Annotated in this window: 15 protein-coding genes; 9 read left to right on the top strand and 6 right to left on the bottom strand. The window is 70.9% G+C overall.

What is annotated here, in order from left to right; translation table 11 throughout:
• Positions 1 to 233: 233 nt before the first annotated feature.
• From ACIPSE_RS47030 to ACIPSE_RS47055, 6 genes are all read right to left on the bottom strand, one after another.
• Positions 234 to 1,265 carry a trypsin-like serine peptidase gene (locus ACIPSE_RS47030; RefSeq protein ID WP_401676321.1) on the bottom strand — a complete coding sequence of 344 codons (1,032 nt, stop codon included), beginning with the start codon at positions 1,263 to 1,265 and terminating at the stop codon, positions 234 to 236.
• A 150-nt stretch (positions 1,266 to 1,415) separates the two neighbouring features.
• A complete protein-coding gene (locus ACIPSE_RS47035) occupies positions 1,416 to 2,378 on the bottom strand; it encodes a hypothetical protein (protein ID WP_401676323.1) in 963 nt (320 codons plus the stop codon).
• 221 nt (positions 2,379 to 2,599) lie between these two features.
• Entirely contained in the window at positions 2,600 to 3,718 is a 1,119-nt protein-coding gene (locus ACIPSE_RS47040; RefSeq protein WP_401676325.1) for a M23 family metallopeptidase, read from the bottom strand.
• Between the two features lie 22 nt (positions 3,719 to 3,740).
• Positions 3,741 to 4,562 carry a hypothetical protein gene (locus ACIPSE_RS47045; RefSeq protein WP_401676327.1) on the bottom strand — a complete coding sequence of 274 codons (822 nt, stop codon included), beginning with the start codon at positions 4,560 to 4,562 and terminating at the stop codon, positions 3,741 to 3,743.
• A 94-nt stretch (positions 4,563 to 4,656) separates the two neighbouring features.
• Positions 4,657 to 5,904, bottom strand: a complete 1,248-nt coding sequence (locus ACIPSE_RS47050) for a hypothetical protein (RefSeq protein WP_401676329.1) — start codon at positions 5,902 to 5,904, stop codon at positions 4,657 to 4,659.
• A 5-nt stretch (positions 5,905 to 5,909) separates the two neighbouring features.
• The gene (locus tag ACIPSE_RS47055) at positions 5,910 to 6,617 is read right to left on the bottom strand and encodes a lytic transglycosylase domain-containing protein (RefSeq protein ID WP_401676330.1); all 708 of its coding nucleotides are present in this window, start codon (positions 6,615 to 6,617) and stop codon (positions 5,910 to 5,912) included.
• Between the two features lie 395 nt (positions 6,618 to 7,012).
• Here ACIPSE_RS47055 and ACIPSE_RS47060 point away from each other — a divergent pair, with 395 nt between their 5' ends.
• From ACIPSE_RS47060 to ACIPSE_RS47100, 9 genes are all read left to right on the top strand, one after another.
• Positions 7,013 to 7,867: a DUF6668 family protein gene (locus ACIPSE_RS47060; protein WP_401676332.1), complete on the top strand. Its 855-nt coding sequence runs from the start codon at positions 7,013 to 7,015 to the stop codon at positions 7,865 to 7,867.
• A gap of 56 nt (positions 7,868 to 7,923) precedes the next feature.
• Positions 7,924 to 8,196: a hypothetical protein gene (locus ACIPSE_RS47065; RefSeq protein WP_401676334.1), complete on the top strand. Its 273-nt coding sequence runs from the start codon at positions 7,924 to 7,926 to the stop codon at positions 8,194 to 8,196.
• A gap of 129 nt (positions 8,197 to 8,325) precedes the next feature.
• Positions 8,326 to 8,592, top strand: coding sequence for a hypothetical protein (locus ACIPSE_RS47070; RefSeq protein WP_401676336.1), 267 nt, complete (start codon positions 8,326 to 8,328; stop codon positions 8,590 to 8,592).
• A gap of 19 nt (positions 8,593 to 8,611) precedes the next feature.
• Positions 8,612 to 9,424 (top strand): hypothetical protein, encoded by an 813-nt coding sequence (locus ACIPSE_RS47075; protein WP_401676338.1) that lies wholly within the window; start codon positions 8,612 to 8,614, stop codon positions 9,422 to 9,424.
• A gap of 1 nt (position 9,425) precedes the next feature.
• Positions 9,426 to 10,541 carry a hypothetical protein gene (locus tag ACIPSE_RS47080; protein WP_401676340.1) on the top strand — a complete coding sequence of 372 codons (1,116 nt, stop codon included), beginning with the start codon at positions 9,426 to 9,428 and terminating at the stop codon, positions 10,539 to 10,541.
• A gap of 88 nt (positions 10,542 to 10,629) precedes the next feature.
• Positions 10,630 to 12,123, top strand: coding sequence for an SCO6880 family protein (locus ACIPSE_RS47085; protein WP_401676342.1), 1,494 nt, complete (start codon positions 10,630 to 10,632; stop codon positions 12,121 to 12,123).
• Positions 12,124 to 12,170: 47 nt separating this feature from the next.
• A complete protein-coding gene (locus tag ACIPSE_RS47090; protein ID WP_401676348.1) occupies positions 12,171 to 13,634 on the top strand; it encodes an ATP/GTP-binding protein in 1,464 nt (487 codons plus the stop codon).
• Positions 13,631 to 15,397, top strand: a complete 1,767-nt coding sequence (locus ACIPSE_RS47095) for a type IV secretory system conjugative DNA transfer family protein (RefSeq protein WP_401676344.1) — start codon at positions 13,631 to 13,633, stop codon at positions 15,395 to 15,397. Before ACIPSE_RS47090 ends, ACIPSE_RS47095 begins: the two co-directional genes overlap by 4 nt.
• On the top strand, positions 15,381 to 15,956 hold the full coding sequence (locus ACIPSE_RS47100; RefSeq protein WP_401676346.1) for a DUF4913 domain-containing protein: 576 nt from the start codon (positions 15,381 to 15,383) through the stop codon (positions 15,954 to 15,956). The genes ACIPSE_RS47095 and ACIPSE_RS47100 overlap by 17 nt, the downstream gene beginning before the upstream one ends.
• Positions 15,957 to 16,433: the final 477 nt, after the last annotated feature.

The following is a 16,433-nucleotide window of genomic DNA, read 5'->3' on the forward strand; positions in this document are numbered from 1 at the left end:
TCGTTCTTCTTCCCTGTCCCTCCCTTCTCCGCTGCGGAGCCCGGTCCGTCGAACGGCAACCGGGTACCGCAGCCCGCGAGTCCGACGGCCGCCGCAGTGGCCGTACCCATCCCGAGAACTTCCCTGCGCGTGACTGTGTGCACGTCGACCCCGTTCTCCCATGGCCCTGTGGTGACTGATGACCGCACACGACGTGCACGGGTGGAATGCGTTCCGACAAAGGCGGCGCGGGCTCAGCCCGTCGGCGTGTCCGCGGCCGCGCCGACGGCGGCCAGCAGCTTCTTCGCCTCGGTGCCGAGGCGGGGCCCCGCGAGCCACTGGGCGCGCTGGGGACCGACCGAGGTGTTGCTGACGAGGGCGAGGGTGCCGTCGTCCCGGCCGATGAACCAACCGCCGCCGGACGCACCGCCGTTCATCGTGCAGCCGATCCGGTAGAGGGTCGGGTCCTGTTCCGCGATGTTGAGCCTGCCGGGCCGGTCCTGGCAGGAGAAGAGCAGGTTGCCGTCGAACGGTGCCTCGGCGGGATAGCCCCAGATCTTCAGGGTGGGAATCCCCGTGATGGCCGGTGCGTCCAGCGCCACCGGCACCGTGTACCCGATGGCGTCCTGGAGGGACTGCGCGGGGGCGTCCGCGCGGCGGACGTGCAGGACGGCGTAGTCGTAGGCGGCGCCCGCTCCGCCGATCTCCTCGCCCTCACGTGCCCAGCCCGTGGAAACAGCGGCCCGGTCGGCCCACCAGACGCCCAGCGGCGAGATCTCCCGGGTGTCCGTGGCCGTTCCGCCCGCCGTGGACAGCGCCTCGTTGTTGAACGACGGCACGAACACGATGTTCCGGTAGAAGGCGCCGCTGCGGCCGGTGTGCACACAGTGGCCGGCGGTCCACACCAGGCTGGACGCGCCGGGATCGGCCGGGTCCGTCACCGCGGTCCCGGAGCAGACCCGGTGGCCTTTGGGGGTGTCGAAGAACACCTTGCCGAGGACGGCCGCGTTCTCGACATAGGGTGCCTGTTCGGGTCGGGCCGGGACGGCCTCCGGCTCCGGGTCGGACACCCGTGGGTCGATGTCGGCCTTGTCCGGGAGCGGCATGTCGTAGGGGACGGCGTCGGCCATGTCCGACGAGGACCAGGTCTCGGGTTCGGTGAACTCGCCCATGGACCGCGAGGTTTGGGGGGATGTGCTCTGGCAGCCGGTGAGGACGAACAGTAGGACGCTCGCCCACAGCAGGATGCTGAACGGCCGGCCGGCTGCGCCGTCGTACCACTTCATCTCGTCTCTCCTCATCGGATACCGCTCCTGGTCGGTCGTGGTCGCGTTCCGTCCCTGGCGCAACCTCGCGGCCGTCCCCGACGACGGGCAGGTGTGTGCTGGCGAAGACGAACCGGTGTGCGGGTCGAGCCGGTGTGCGGGTCGAGCCGGTCACAGGTCGGCGAACTCGCCGATGAAGACGGAGCGGGTGCGGTTGTCGAAGTTCTGGGCGGCGAGGTCGGTGGAGACACCGCTGCGCAGGAGGAGGGACTTGCCGGTGCAGTCAGGGCCGTCCCAGAGCTTGATCGGCTTGTTGGCCGACTCGGCGTTGTCGGCGCTGATGGCGGAGATGGCACCGCCGAGGGAGGTGTTCCGGCAGCCGCGTCCCGAGACGGTGCCGGGCGCGCTCTGGGGATCGTTGATGTCGTCAACGAACTTGTACAGACCGTCCTCGGAACGGGCGACGAGCTCCTTCATCTCACCGTTTCCGGTGCCGTCTCCGGTGCCGGTGCCTGTGCCGCTTCCGTTTCCGGTGCCGCTTCCGTTTCCCGCGGTGCCGTTCTCCTCGACGGACGGTTCACCGCCGGTGACGTCCTGGCCGGAGCGCAGGCCGTCAGGGGTGACGCCGAACCACGTGCCGCCGACTCCCTGGCCGTTGGTGTCACCGGGGGCCAGGTCCTTGCTGAAGAGGTAGATGGGGGCCTTGCCGAGGGTGAGCTGGAATCCCTTGCCGCGGCGGATGAAGCCGACGTCGGACTTCTTGATGCCGTCGATGAAGACCTTGCCGCCGGGCTTGACGATGTAGGGGGGCCAGGTCTTCTCGCACGCGTCGAAGCAGTTGGACTTCGAGGGCTCGTCCTTGTCGAAGCGGTAGAGGACGAACCCGGCGGCGTTGGTGACGACGGGGTCGAGGTCACCGACGGAGGCTGCGGTCAACTGGACCCACTTGCGGATGACCGGGTTCGACTCCTTGGCCTGCTTCGCGGGCGCGGCGTTGGCGGCGAAGTCACCGGCACCGAGATCGGCGTTGTTCTGCTCGGCCGTACCGTCCTGGAAATTGACGTCGCTCGATCCGGCGGACGTTCCCGGGTTCGCGGCGGATTTCTCGTCCGCGCCACCGCAGGCGGTGAGCATGAGAGACCCAGCCAGAACCGTCGCCGCAACGGTGACCATACGACTGTGATGCATGAGAGAACCCCCGAAAGAAATTGTGTCGGACCATGCCTTTTGAAAGTTCGGACTTTCCGAATCGGCCGACATCCGCACTACGGCCGCCCCGGCGCGGGGAGTTCTACGAAAAACAACGCGTTACTCAACCGTGACGAAAGGGAAGGTGGTGTGACGGGATACGGCTGTCAGAGCCGCACACCGTGAGCAGCCAGATACGCGACCGGGTCGATGTCCGAGCCGAAGACCGGCTCCGCCCGCACCTCGAAGTGCAGATGGGGCCCGGTGACATTGCCCGTGGCCCCGGAGAGCCCGATCCGCTGCCCGGCGGTGACGGTCGCCCCGCGTTGGACGTCCAGCCGGGAGAGGTGGGCGTACAGGGTGTACTCGTTCTCAGCGTGCCGGATGAGCACGTAGTGGCCGTAACTGGCGTCGGTGGAAGCCATGAGGACTAGACCGGGCAGCACCGCCGCCACGGGAGTGCCCACCGGGACCGCGAGGTCGATCCCCGTGTGGTGACCGGTGGTCCAGTTCCCGGCCTCGGCGTAGCTGGAGGTGATCACATAGCCCTTGACGGGTGCGGTCGCCGTGCCGGTGTTTCGGGCCGCTCCGGATCCCGAGCCCGAGTGGGCCTCCGAGCCTTCGTCCGCCTCGGAGTCCGGCGGGGCCGTGACCGGGCCCGTGTCGGATGCGGTGCCTGAACCGGTGTCGGACGCGGCATCGGATGAGGTGTCCGACGCGGTGCCGGGGGCTTGTCCGTCGTCCGCGTCCACGCCGTCACCCTCGCCCTCGCCCTCACCGTCGTCGGTGCCCCCGGTCAGCTCCGGCGCCAGGATGACGCCACCGTCGGGCTGTTCGTCGGCGTCCGGTGGGGGCATCACGCTCGCGGTCGGGAACGCCGGGAAGGTGGTGACGGTGGACGGCGGCGGTATGTCCCCCGCGACGCTCCGTTCGCCACCCGAGAGGGCGAGCGCCGCCACCGTTCCCACGACGAGGACGAACCCGACGGCGATGATCCCGAGCACCTTCCCGCTGATTCCGAACGGGATCAGGGACGTGCCGGAGGACGGAGCGACGCCGGGGAAGGGCGGCTCACTGCGCCGGCTCGGGTCACGTCGCAGTCCCGGGGCCCCGAGAAGACGCGGAACGCGATGGCGAAGGCGAAGGCGAAGGCGGAAGCGTGCACGCTCCGGTGCACCGAAATCCGCGTCGGCCAGGAAATCCGCGTCCAGATCGGCCTCCGCCTCGCCGCTCCGGTCGGGGTCGGTGAGGAGTTCGGGGCGGATCGGCTGCTTGAAGTAGTCCACGGGAGTCTCCGACGGTTCCGGATCAGTTCGCGGGGTTCTGCACGCCGTTGTCGCTGAGCAAGGGCTGCCAGGACGAGATCTTGTCGTCGATCCCGTTGTTCGGTCCGTCGGGGTTCAGGTTCGGGAGATAGGTGCGTGAGGGCATTTTGATGGCCGCGCCCTTGAAGTCGGTCTCGGTGTAGAAAATGAGGTCGAGGTCGCTGAGCTTCTGGATCGAGGAGATCTTGTCGTTCAGCGCGTCGATGCTGCCCCGGACCACGGGAAGGTCCTTGCACTCACCGCGCAGTTCCGGCTCCGTGCAGACGGTGACCACGGCCCGCTCGGCCGCGCGGCCTTCCACCTGCGGCTGCCAGGAGGCGACTCTGTCGTTGAGGTCGACCGGAACGACCGGAGGGCTGAGATAGGCCGTCTCCGCTCCGGGCTTGAGCGTGACGGAGGCACCCGAGAAGTCCGGGTCCCCGTAGAACGTGACGCTGAAGTTGTTCGGATTCCTGATCGAGCTGGTGTTCCTGTCGTGGGCGGCCAGCTCGTCGACGAAAACCGGGAGGGAACGGCAATGCCCCTTGAACACGGTGTGCGTGCAGATCTCGACCCGGGCCTCGCCCTGCGGATCGGGGTTGTCCTCGAACTCCGGAAGCGGGATCTCCTGCTCCGTGACAACGCGCCGCTCACCGCTGCGGGCTTGCAGATCCGCGCTCTCGGTGTTCTTGCTCTCGGTGTTCTTGTGCCCGGACTTCTCTGACGAATCGCCGGCGCCTGCGCCCGTCTCGCCTCCGCAGGCCGCGAGACCGAAAGAAGCCACCAGAAACACCGCCGCGAGCGCCGCCTTACGGGAATGAACCATTTCGAGTTCCTCTGTTTTCGCTTTCCGCGGGAAAGGAATCCCGTGGACCTCTTGAATGCCGTGTCCCTATCGACGTACATGCGTCTCGGGTCGTTCAAAAAATCTCTTCGAGGCACCTCGCGAAGTCCGGCGGGGCCACCGAGGAGAGCGCGGAAATCCGCTGTTCGGCCGCCGTGAAACGCTCGGTGCCCCCGGCCGCACTGATCTGGTCCCACAGGGGCAGCAGCCGTCTGCCCAGCGGTACGGCGGTGAACGGCGCAGTGACCAGCTCCCAGTCGGTGAGGGCGCGCTCGACGTGTTCACGGGCCCCTTCCATGCCCGATCGGTGCCGTGCCTCGGCCACCTGGAGCGACAGCGCGGCAGCCGTCGCGTGGTCCCCCATCAGATGGGCCACGTAGGCCACCAGGGCACGGGTCTCCTGGGTATGGAGATGCTCGGGTCCGAAGGCGCGGGCCGCCTGACGTTCCAATGCGGACGCCTGCGCCTTGGCCAGGGAAAGCTCACCGGCGGTGACCGTCTCGCAGACCATCGCCACGCCCACGGCCAGTTCCTCCGGTACGGGGAGCGGGGCAGGCCGCGGCAAGCCTGGAACCGGACGCTGCGGGACGCCCACCACAGCAGGCGCGGGAGGAACCGGGACAGCCCGGGGTCGGGCCGGAGCCGGAACGGGCAGCGATTCCGGGGCCGGTGGAGGTGTTCTGAGCGCCGTGAGTATGGCGGTGTCGTAGTCCCGGCCCGCGCCGGTTCCGCCGGCCTCCTGCGCTCCGGGTCCAGGTCGGGGGCCGGGTCCAGTGCCAAGTCCGGGTCCGGGTCCAGGTCCAGGAGCGGGAGCCGGACCGAACCCGGACAGGGGAGCCGGCTCGGGCACGGCGACGGGCTCGGACGCGGGCACGGCGACGGGCACCGACACGGAGGACGAGGCCGGCACCGGCGTCCGGTCCGGCACGTCCCACGGCAGCGGGTGCTCCAGCAGCTCGCTGGCGCCGTCCTCCCTGACCCGGATGCGCAGCACGAGTCGCCTCTGCTGGTCGAGGATCGACGCCTCGACGGGGGCCGACCGGTCCAGGGCCCACTGATGCAGCCGGTCGAGCACGGCGGTCTGCGCGGCGTCACCCGACGCGGATGTCGCGATGACCTCGCCGTCGACCGTCACGGTGCCGTCGGCGGCGATGACGACAGCAGACCGCCGCCGTCCTGTTCGCTGACGTTCGTCTGGGGCATCCCGGCCATCCCGGTCATCCCATCCGTTCCGGTCGTCCCAGTCGTCCCGGTCGTCCCGGTGCTCGTCGATGGCGGTGTCGGGGCGCACACGGACCCTGTCCTGCTGTCCCAGCTGGGTCATCGCTCTCACTGTCCTTCGGTGTCTTGGGCGGGCGGGGAGGCGGGCACCGCGCCCTCGTAGATCGCGAACTTCGCCCGGATCGCCACGACGTACTGCTGAGAGGCGTTCGTCCGGGGCACCCGGCCGGCCTTCAACACGGCCTCCGGGCCCGCGTCATAGGCCGCCAAGGTCAGGCTCACCACATCGCTGAGCGGCTCCGAACTCACCAACGGCCTTACCTGGTCGGCCAGTTCACACATGAAGCGGCCCTGCGCAAGGATCGAGTCGGCTGCGTCGAGCGCGCTGGTCTCGCCGTTGTCGTCGTCGTCCCGGCCGAGGCGGGTGAACACGTCGGGCGGCAGCTGCGACACACCTGTCTCGCCGTCGGGGCCGGTCCGGTTGCTCTGGAAGCCGGATTCCTGGTCGATCTGGGCGGCGATGACCACCGGTCCGATGTCCGCGCAGAGCGCGCCCGCCTCCGTGATGGGGTCGGCCATGGCCTCCGGTACGGACTCCGGGTCGAACTCTCCCTTGCCGTCGCCCTGGATGATGCCCGCTATCTCGTCGGGGTCGGGACGCTGTGGGGCGTCGTCGCCCCCTCCTCCGCCACCGCTGAAGAAGAGGATCAGCGCGATCAACGGAGCAAACAGCACACCGAACCCTCCGATCACGAACAAGGAAGAGATCGCCACGGCCATGGCGACGGGCGACAACAGACAGCCGAGGCCGCCCACGGCCGCTCCGGCCTTCACGGCGGCCCCCACGCCGTCGGCGCCCGACCCGCCTCCGGGGTCACCGTTCACGCTCACCACTGCCACCTCTCCCGACGGCCGTCATCGTCCGACTACGGTCCTCACCCGGCCTCATGGCCGGAATCCGGCGCGCTCACCGCGCTCAGGGGCGCCGGGCACGTCTGTCCGTGCACGGCAACGGCCGTGACACCGCGAGCGGTTCAATTTCGATCGACCGGGTCCGGAGTGAACTGTCCCCGCCACTGCGGCCGTAGGTGGCTGTCGTAGGGAGCACACGGAGGCGATCAGCCCTCCCCCGGACACCCCGAACCAGCCGTGACCGACCGGTACCCGGCGTGCTCGCACACACCTCGCGCGGATGAAGGAAGAGGGACCCGATGAGCGCCTCGGCCACCACTCCCCCGGCGGACCCCTGGGTCCGGGGGCCGGTGACGAATCGTCCGTCCGCATCGGCGGCGATGCCGTTCGAGCGGCCCCCCGTGCAGCCGGCCACCGCCGCTGGTGCCCCCGCACCCGTTCCGCCCTCGACGGGCCCGTACGGCCCGACACCCCCGTCCGGTTCGGCTGATCCGTCCGGTTCGGCTGATCCGTCAGGTCCGGCCGCCCCGACCCCGACCCTCGCCCTCCACGAGGCGCCGCCCTACACGGGTGACTCGCTCACCTCCGTGTTCGCCCTCCCGGATCTGGGCCACGACGTACCACGTCCCTCACCGCGCGACACCCCGCCCCCGCCGACCGCCGCGGCGAAGCCGTCACCGCGCGACACCCCGCCGCCGCTCGTCGTGACTCCGCCGGACAGCACGCCCGGGATCAGTTGGGTCGGGGCGCACGGCGGCGCGGGTGCGACCACGTTCGCGGGGGCGCTCGGCGGCACGGACGTCGGTCACGCCTGGCCGGAGGTCGTCCAAGGGGAACCCGGCGGCATCCTGTTGCTGGCCCGGACCCATCTGTCCGGTCTGCAAGCCGCCTCCAAGGCTCTGGACTCACTGCGTACCGGCCGGCACCCCGCCGGAATCCAGCTGGTGGCACTCGTCCTGGTCGCCGACGCGCCCGGTCGTCTGCCGCCCGAACTCTGGCGCAGGGTACGAGTGTTGCGCGCCGCCGTACGCACCATCAGCGTGCCGTGGATCCCGCAGTGGCGGGTGGGCAAGCCCGCTCCCAAGATCCCCCGGTCGATCGTGGAACTCGCGGCGCTCGTCCCCAAGCGCGCCGAAGCCGCGCCGCACACGTAGCCCTACCCGCCCCACCACCCGTCACACCCGGACCCACTTTCACCCTAGGACGGACCATGTCCCGCGCCGCCGCCCACGACGTCCTCGCCGCCACCTTCGACCCCGGTGCCGACGCCGACTTCCTGCTCGGCATCCTCGCTTGGTGTGCCTCCGCCGCCGGTGTCGCGGGCGTCCTGATCACCGGCATGCTCATGGCCCTCCAACTACGCCGGGGCGAACCCGGCGAGGGCGCCGCTTACACGCGTGGCCTGTTCTTCGTGCTCCTCGGCTGTGTGCTCGCGGCGACCGCCGGGCCGATCGTGCAGTTCCTCGGCCCGCTGGGGCTGTGATCGCGGCCCTGTCACGGGCACCGCGCAGCGCCTCGCCGCACACCCTTGCCACAACTTCCCGTTCCCCGTTCCTCATTTCCCCGTTCCTCATTGTCCGTTGCTCATTCCCCGTCCTCCAGGAGATCCGTCATGCTCTCGTTCCTCGCTGCCGCCGTTCCCAACCCACAGCGTCAGGCTCCCGCCGCCCTCACCAACAAGATCGACCTCGTGCTCGGCATCGCCGCCTGGGCGGGCACCGCAGCCGGGGTGGCCGGGGTGCTGGTGACCGGCGCAATGATGGCCATCTCCGTTAAGCGCGGGGAGAGTTCGGAGCACATGAGTCGGCTGGGCATGGTGCTGGGCGGCTGTGTCCTGGTCGCCACCGCCGGCCCTCTCGTCCAGTTCGTCTTCAACTGAGCCGACGGGACACCACCTCATGTCCACCCCGCCCGAGCACGGGGACGACCCGGCCGCCGTCACGCACGGCGGCCCCCTCACCCCCCTGCCCGCCCCCAACCCATCCGGCGGCGCCGATCCGTTCGCGCTCCCCTTCTGGAAACAGCGCGGCTGGCGGCTCGCCGCAGGGTTCCTCGCGGTGGCCCTCGTCTTCTCGCTGTTCTCCCTGGCGACCCGCAGCACAGGCGCTCCCTTGCTCGAAACCGCTTCCGCGGCGGGCCCGTTGACCCAGGGCGCCGTGGACTCCACGGGCCGCCCCACGGGCTGCGCCACCGACGACGGCGACCGCGCCACCCCCGAGGCGGCACCCGCCGACACACGCTGGCGCACCCTCGGCGGCACACGTGTGCCCGTCTCGGCGACCGCCGGTCCCACCCAGCGGACCGGGCCGGTGCTGTGGTGTTTCGCGCACACCGCGATGGGCGCGGTCCTGGCCGCCCATGTCGTCCCCGCGCAGATGACGTCGTCGAACTGGCGTGAGGTGACCCGGGACCAGGTGGTCGCCGGGTTCGGCCGCGACCTGTTCGTCTCCCAACGCGGCTCGCTCTCCGACGCCCGTCTCAGGACCCGTGAGAACGGCTCCTACGCCGGGTTCCTGGTCGCCGAGTACAGCGCCGGCGCCGCCACGGTCGACGTACTGATCAAGAGCCCGGACGGGCCCTACTTCAGCACCTCGGTCCGGCTGCTGTGGAGCGGCGGCGACTGGAAGGTCCGACCCGCCAACGACGGCGGACTGCACACCGAACTGACCTCGGCGGGCGGCACCGACGGCTACGTTCTCTGGAAGGTATGACATGGCCTGCGAAACGGGCAGTGGTCCCGGCGACGTCATCAAGGGCTTCTTCGACTTCCTCGGCGATCCCATCGGCACCATCCTCGAGGTCATCGCCAACAAGGTGCTCGCCGGGGCGATCGCGGTCTTCGGCGACCTCACCACCGGCATTCCCACCCTGGTCTCCGACGGCACCGCGAACAAGATCAACCAGCAGACGCAGTGGATCGTCGTCTACACCGCCGTCGGATCGCTGATCTTCGCCGCCGGGCGGATGGCGCTGGAGCGGCGGGGCGAGGCGGGCACGGTCGCGCTCAAGGGCCTGCTGCGGGTGATCCTCGTGGCGGGCGCCGCGACCGCGGTCGTCACCGCCATGGCGAGCCTCGCCGACCGGTACGCCGACCATCTCTTCGCCTCCGGCGCCCAGCAGCAGCTCACCACCATCGGGTGCAGCGGCGGCGAGGGCATCCCCGCCGTGCTGCTGCTGGTCCTGGCGTTCCTGCTGCTGATCGCCGCGATCGTGCAGACCGTCCTGCTGTACGTCCGGCTCGGCGTCATGATCATCCTGCTCGGCACCCTGCCGGTCGCCGCCGCCGCGTCCATGACCAACTGGGGCGGTGGCTGGTGGCGCAAGCACATCGGGTGGATGGTCGCCTGGCTGCTCTACAAGCCCGCCGCGGGTCTGGTCATCTTCGGCGGCGCGGCGATGCTGTCCAACGACAACAGCGGAGACAGCCGTATCCACGAGAAGATCGCCGGTATCGGCGTACTGCTCCTGTCCGCGCTCGCCCTGCCCGCGCTCCTCAAGCTGGTCGTCCCGGCCACGGCCGCGCTCGGCAGCGGTGCCCCGGGCAGCACGAGCGCCGCGGTCGGCGGGATCGCCTCGGGCGCCAAGTCCCTCGGTGGCGTGGGCGGTTCGCCGGGCGCCGGCGGTATGCCCGGTGCCGCGGGGCCGTCTGGAGCTTCCGGCGCGGCCGGTGGATCGGGAGCGGCAGGAGCGGGCGGGGCCCGTGCCGCCGCGGCGGCCGGCCCAGCGGGCGCAGCCGCGGCGGCTGCGGTCAGCGCAGGCAAGTTCGTGGGCCGCGTGGCGGCCGGAGCGGTGGACGGCGCGGACGGCGACCGGGCACACAACCGGTGATCCGACCCGCGCCCCTCGCCGCCCACCCGGCCCGGCAACCCTCCTCCGCAAACTGACGATCCATCAACTCACTACACCAGGAACCTCTATGTCGACGGATTCGGTCGTCCACCCCACCTACGGGAACTGGCGCCGCCCCCGACGCCCCGGACTCGGCCCGCTCGGGCTGCTCGGCACGTTCGGGGTGTTCGGCGGGCTGGTGCTCACCCTGCTCGTCTCCCTGGTCTCCCTCGTGGCGGCCCTGTTCGTCCTGCTCCCGCTCGCCGCGGTCCTCGTACCGCTCACAGTGCGCACCCAGGACGGCCGCAACCTCTACCAGTTGCTCGGGCTGCGCATCGGCTGGCTGCGGCGCCGCTCCAAGGGCTCCCATCTCTACGTCAGCGGACCCCTGTCCACCCGCCCCGGCGGCCGGTTCGGTCCGCCGGGGCTGCTCAGCCGGCTCACCATGAACGAGGGCCGCGACGCCTACGACCGGCCCTTCGGCGTCCTGCACCACCCGGGCCGCAACACGTACACGATCGTGCTCGGCTGCGAACCCGACGGCGGATCGCTCGTCGACCCCGACCAGACCGACGTATGGGTCGCGTCCTGGGGGCAGTGGCTGGCCAGGCTCTCCCAGGAACCCCAACTCCGCGGCGCCTGCGTGGTGGTGGAGACCGCCCCCGACTCCGGCACCCGGCTGGCCAACGAAGTGCTGCCGAGGATCAAGGCGGACGCGCCCGCCGCCGCCCAGGCCGTCATGCGGGAGGTCGTCGAACGCTACCCGTCGGCCTCCTCCGAGATGAACACCTACATCGCCCTCACCTACGGCGTCCAGCCCGGCCAGCGCCGCCGGCCGTCGGAGATCGTCACCGAGCTGGCCATGCGCATCCCCGGTCTGCTCAGCGGGCTCGTCGGCGCGGGCGGCGGCTCGGCGGCACCGCTGTCCGCCGAGCGCATCGCCGAGGTGGTCCGTATCGCCTACGACCCCGACATCGCAGGGGACGTCCTCGACGCCCGTGCCCGCCACGGCGCGACCGGCCTGGTCTGGGAGGACGCGGGCCCTGCCGCCACCGTCGAGGCCGTGGGCGCCTACCAGCACGACTCCGGGATCTCCCGCACCTGGCTGCTCACCCTCGCCCCGCGCGGCACCGTCCGCTCCAACGTGCTGCGCGGTCTGCTGGAGGCCGCGCCGAACACCCGCCGCAAGCGAGTCGCCCTGCTCTACCGGCCCATCGACCCGGCGACCTCCGCACGGATCGTCGAGGCCGACCGGCGCGCGGCCCAGTTCATGGCCACCTCGGGCAAGGGCATGGTCCAGGCGCGTGCCGCCTCCGAGATGCGCGCCGCCGAGCAGACCGCCTCCGAGGAGGCCGCCGGTGCCGGGCTCGTGGAGTTCTCCCTCATGGTCACGGTCACCGTGGACACGCAGGAGCAGCTCGCCGACGCCGCCGTGACCGTTCGCAACCTCCAGGCCGCCGCCCGACTCTCGCTGCGGCCGGCCGACCGGATGCAGGCCGCCGCGTTCACCTGCACCCTCCCCCTCGGCATCCTGCCGTGGGAGCACACCTTGATCCCGCAAGCCCTCCAGGAGGCACTGTGAGCAGCACCGGCCCCCGGCCCCCGGCCCCCGGAGCCCCGTCGGCCCGGCTGCCCGGGGCGCGCGGCTGGCCCGGACCGGGCGGCGGCGAGATCGGCCACCTCGATCCGCCGACGATGTGGCGGGCGACGACCGTACAGGCTTGCGGGCTCTGGCCGTTCGCCGCCGGATCGGGCTCCCCGATGACGGGCGTACCGCTCGGCCAGCATCTCAGCACCGGTGCCACCGTGTGCGGCGACCCCATCTCCTGGTTCACCAGGGCCCGTTACATCTCCAACCCCTCCCTGTTCATGCTGGGGATGCCGGGCCTGGGCAAGTCCACCCTCGTCAACAGGATGCTGATCGGCCTGGCCGCGACGGGAGTCGTGCCGCTGGTCCTCGGCGACCTGAAGCCCGACTACGCGGACACCGTGCGTGCGCTCGGCGGCCAGGTCATCTCGATCGGACGCGGGGTCGGTGGCATCAACATCCTGGACCCGGGCTCGATGGGTGCTGCCGCCGAACGTCTGGGCGGCGCGGCCGGGGAGAGTCTGGCGGCCGAGGCGCACGGCCGTGTGCTCAACATGGTCTCCGCGCTCATCTCCGTCGTCCGGACCCGTCCGATGGACGACCACGAGCAGTCCGTCCTCGCCGCCGCCCTGCACCACCTGCGGGAACGAACCCCGGCGGGCCGTGCGCCGCTGCTGCCCGACCTGCTCGCCGTACTCCAGCAGGGCCCGGACCGGGTCCGCGCGGTCACCCTCGATCGCGGCGACGACACCCGCTACCGGGACGCCGTCGACCCGCTGCACCGTTCGCTGCTCGGCATCCTCGACGGGCCGCTCGGAGGCACGTTCTCCTCGCCCACCTCCACACGTATCAACCTGGCCGCGCCCGCCGTGTGCATCGACATCTCCCGTATCGGGGAGTCCGACACCCAACTGACCGCCGCGGCCATGCTCGCCGCCTGGTCCGACGGTCTGGGCACGGTCGCCGCCGCGCACGCCCTCGCCGACGCCGGACTGGCGCCCCGCCGCTGGTACTTCACCGTCCTCGACGAGCTGTGGCGGCCGCTGCGCGCCGCCTCCGGCATCGTCGACCGGATCGACGCGCTCACCCGCCTCAACCGCTCTCTCGGCCTCGGCGACGCGAAGATCACCCACACCCTGAAGGACGCCGAGGCCCTCGGCAGCGAGTCGGACCGGGCCAAGGCGCGTGGTTTCGTCGAACGCGCCGGGATGGTCGTCTGCGCCGGGCTGCCGCGCACCGAGATGGAGGAACTCGGCCGGGTCGTGGGACTGTCCGAGCGCGAGATCGACCTCGTCTCCTCGTGGTCGTCCCCGCCCGGATGGGCGGTCACCGGCGGCCATGAGGAGCCGCCGGGCCGGGGCCGGTTCCTGATCAAGGTCGGTGGCCGTCCCGGTATCCCCATCAAGGTCGCCATCACCCAGACCGAACGTGAGCTGCACAACACCAACACCCGCTGGGCCGCGGCGAATCCGCAGCGCCCCGAGCACGCCGGGCGCACCGTATGAGCGCCGGTCCCCGCCCGACGGGCAATGAACTCGCTCCCTGGGCGATCGTGACCGTCGCGGCCGTCGCGCTGCTCCTGTCGGTCACGGTCTGGATCGGCGGTACGGCGGCGGCAGCGCTGACGGGCGCGGGCTGGAACCCGCCGCCTTTCGCCCTGTCCACCTTCTCCGAACTGGCCTCCCACGGAACGGAGAAGAGCTGGCCGGGTGCCTCGCCGATCGCCGTGTACGCCGGTATCGTCGTGGCCTTCGCCCTGGTCGCAGCCGCTGTCGTCAGCCTGATCCGCGTCCTGCTGGGACATCGGCGGCCCGCCTCCGGGCTGGCCGGCGTCCGTGAACTCGCCGCGCTCGCACCGGAGGGCATCGCCGCCCGCGCCCGGGACCTGCGCCCCTCCCTGAAAGGTGTCAAGGAACTCCACCCCGACGAGACCGGCAACCTGCTGGGCGACCTCGACCCGAACGGGCCCGAACTCCGTTCCTCCTTCGAGGACGTGGAACTCGACCTCATGGCCCCGCGTGCTGGCAAATCCACCGGCATCGCCATCCCGCGCGTCCTGCGGGCCCGCGGCGCAGTGCTGCTCACCTCCAACAAGTCGGACGTGTACGCCGTGACGCGCGCCGCCCGCACCGAGGTCGGCCGGGTCTGGACGTTCGACCCGCAGGGCATCGCGCACGCGCCTCGGGAGATGTGGTGGGACATGCTCGCCGACTGCGCCACCATCGAGGGCGCCCGCCGTCTCGCCGGTCACTTCGTGGCGTCCGTCAACGACGACTCCTCGAAGAAGGACTTCTGGATCTCCGCGGCCCAGAACACCCTCACGGCCCTCTTCCACGCCGCCGCAGGAGGAAAGCGGCAGGTCACCGACTTGCTGGCCTGGCTCGCCGACCCTGCCGACCGTACCCCCATCGACCTGCTGCGGGACATGAGCATGCATGCTTTCGCCGAGCAGTTGCAGGGCACCGTCCGGGGCGCGGTGGAGACGCGGGACGGTATCTACGAGACCGCCCGCCAGTGTGTCTCCTGCCTTCTCGACCCCGAGATCGTCGCCTGGGTCACCCCGCAGCCCGACCTCCCGGAGTTCCGCCCGCACGACCACGTTCTCACCCGCGACACCTTGTATCTCCTGTCCAAGGACGGCGGTGGCTCCGCGGCCGGGGTCGTCGCGGGCATCGCCGACGGCACCATGCGTGCCGGGGTGATGGCCGCCGAACGCATGGGCGGGCGTCTCGACCCACCCATGACCGCCGTCCTCGACGAGGCCGCCAACGTCTGCCGTATCTCCGATCTGCCCGACCTGTACAGCCACTTGGGCTCTCGCGGCATCAACGTCGTGACGCTGCTGCAGAGTTACCGCCAGGGCAGCCGGGTGTGGGGCGAGGCAGGCATGGACGCCCTGTGGAGCGCCGCCACCATCAAACTCCTCGGCGCGGGCCTGGACGACGCCGACTTCGTCGACAAGGTCTCCCGGCTCGTGGGCCAGCGGGAGGTCAGCACGCTCAGCGTCTCCCGGAGCAAGGACGGCACCTCGCGCTCCACGTCGTACCGCCTCGACCCGATCCTCCCGCCCGACCGTATCCGCGCCCTCCCCAAGGGCACCGCCCTGCTCCTGGCCACCGGCGTCAAACCGGCCATGATCCGGCTCCGCCCCTGGTTCAAGGAGCCCGGCGCGGCGTCCGTCTCCGCCGCCGCGGCGACGGAAGCGGACGCGATCACCCGACGCGCGGCACAGAAGTGGACAGGAGCGGGCCATGGAATCGAACACTGAGTACGTGGACACATATCCGCAGCCCATGGAGCTGACGGAGACACCGGAGACGGCGAGCCCGCCCCCGAACGGCTGGGCACGAGCCGCCCCACCCGGCGACACGGATTCCTTCCCCACCGAGCCACCCACCCCGGCGGACGTGGCACCGCCGAACGAGCAGCCCACGGAGCCCGTACCCATGGACGGCCCGCCGTTCATCCTCTACAAGGCCGGGCCGGACTTCGGCGGCGCTGTCGCGGACCTGGCACTGTGGGTGAACGGGCTGCTCGTCCCGGTCTACTGCCGCGAGATCTCCTCCACCGCCCCCTGGTGCCCACGCTGGTACGAGCACATGGAGGCGATCGCCCAGCTCTACGGCCTCTGGATGGCCTGGCAGGAGCTCACCGGATTCGGCGCACCCCTGACCGGTCCCGCCATGTGGCACCGCGACTTCCTCATGCCGGCGATGAACACCCTGCGCGACCCCGCAGGCATCTTCGCGGGCTGCAAACCCGGCCAGCACCGCCGCAAGGAACCACCTCCGATCGAGGAACCCGAGCAGACGGCTCCGCTGGACTGAACCGTCCGCGCCGGTCCCCGCTTCGGACGGACACGCGGGGCGGGGGCTCGGACGGACGGGTTCGGGCGCAGGAGTGGGCTGGGTCCTTCTCGCTCCGGGGGAACGGACCGGCCGCCATCGAGGCCGCGGGCAGCATCAACCTCGATGCGGGAGCGGCTCGTTCGGCGCGGGACAGGCCCGGTTCCGCGCGCGTCCCGTCGTTCTCGGCAGCGGTACGCGCCCGACAGTATTCACAACACCACACCTGCCGACAGTAGAACGCGATCAACCCCGTATACGTCTTGAGCAGTGAACGGCAACAACTGGTCGATGAGGAGAGCGGGTTGGAGTGCGTACAGTCACGCGCAGGGGGATACTCGGGGTCGGCGCGGCAGCCGCGGCCACCGTAGGGCTGGCAGGCTGCGGAACGGAACTGCCCTTCGACGGTCTGGGTCTCGGGACGGGAGCGGGTGGGAACGGAGAGAAGAGGTCGTTCAT

The organism is Streptomyces sp. NPDC090106, assembly GCF_044747265.1.
Classification (GTDB): Bacteria; Actinomycetota; Actinomycetes; order Streptomycetales; family Streptomycetaceae; genus Streptomyces.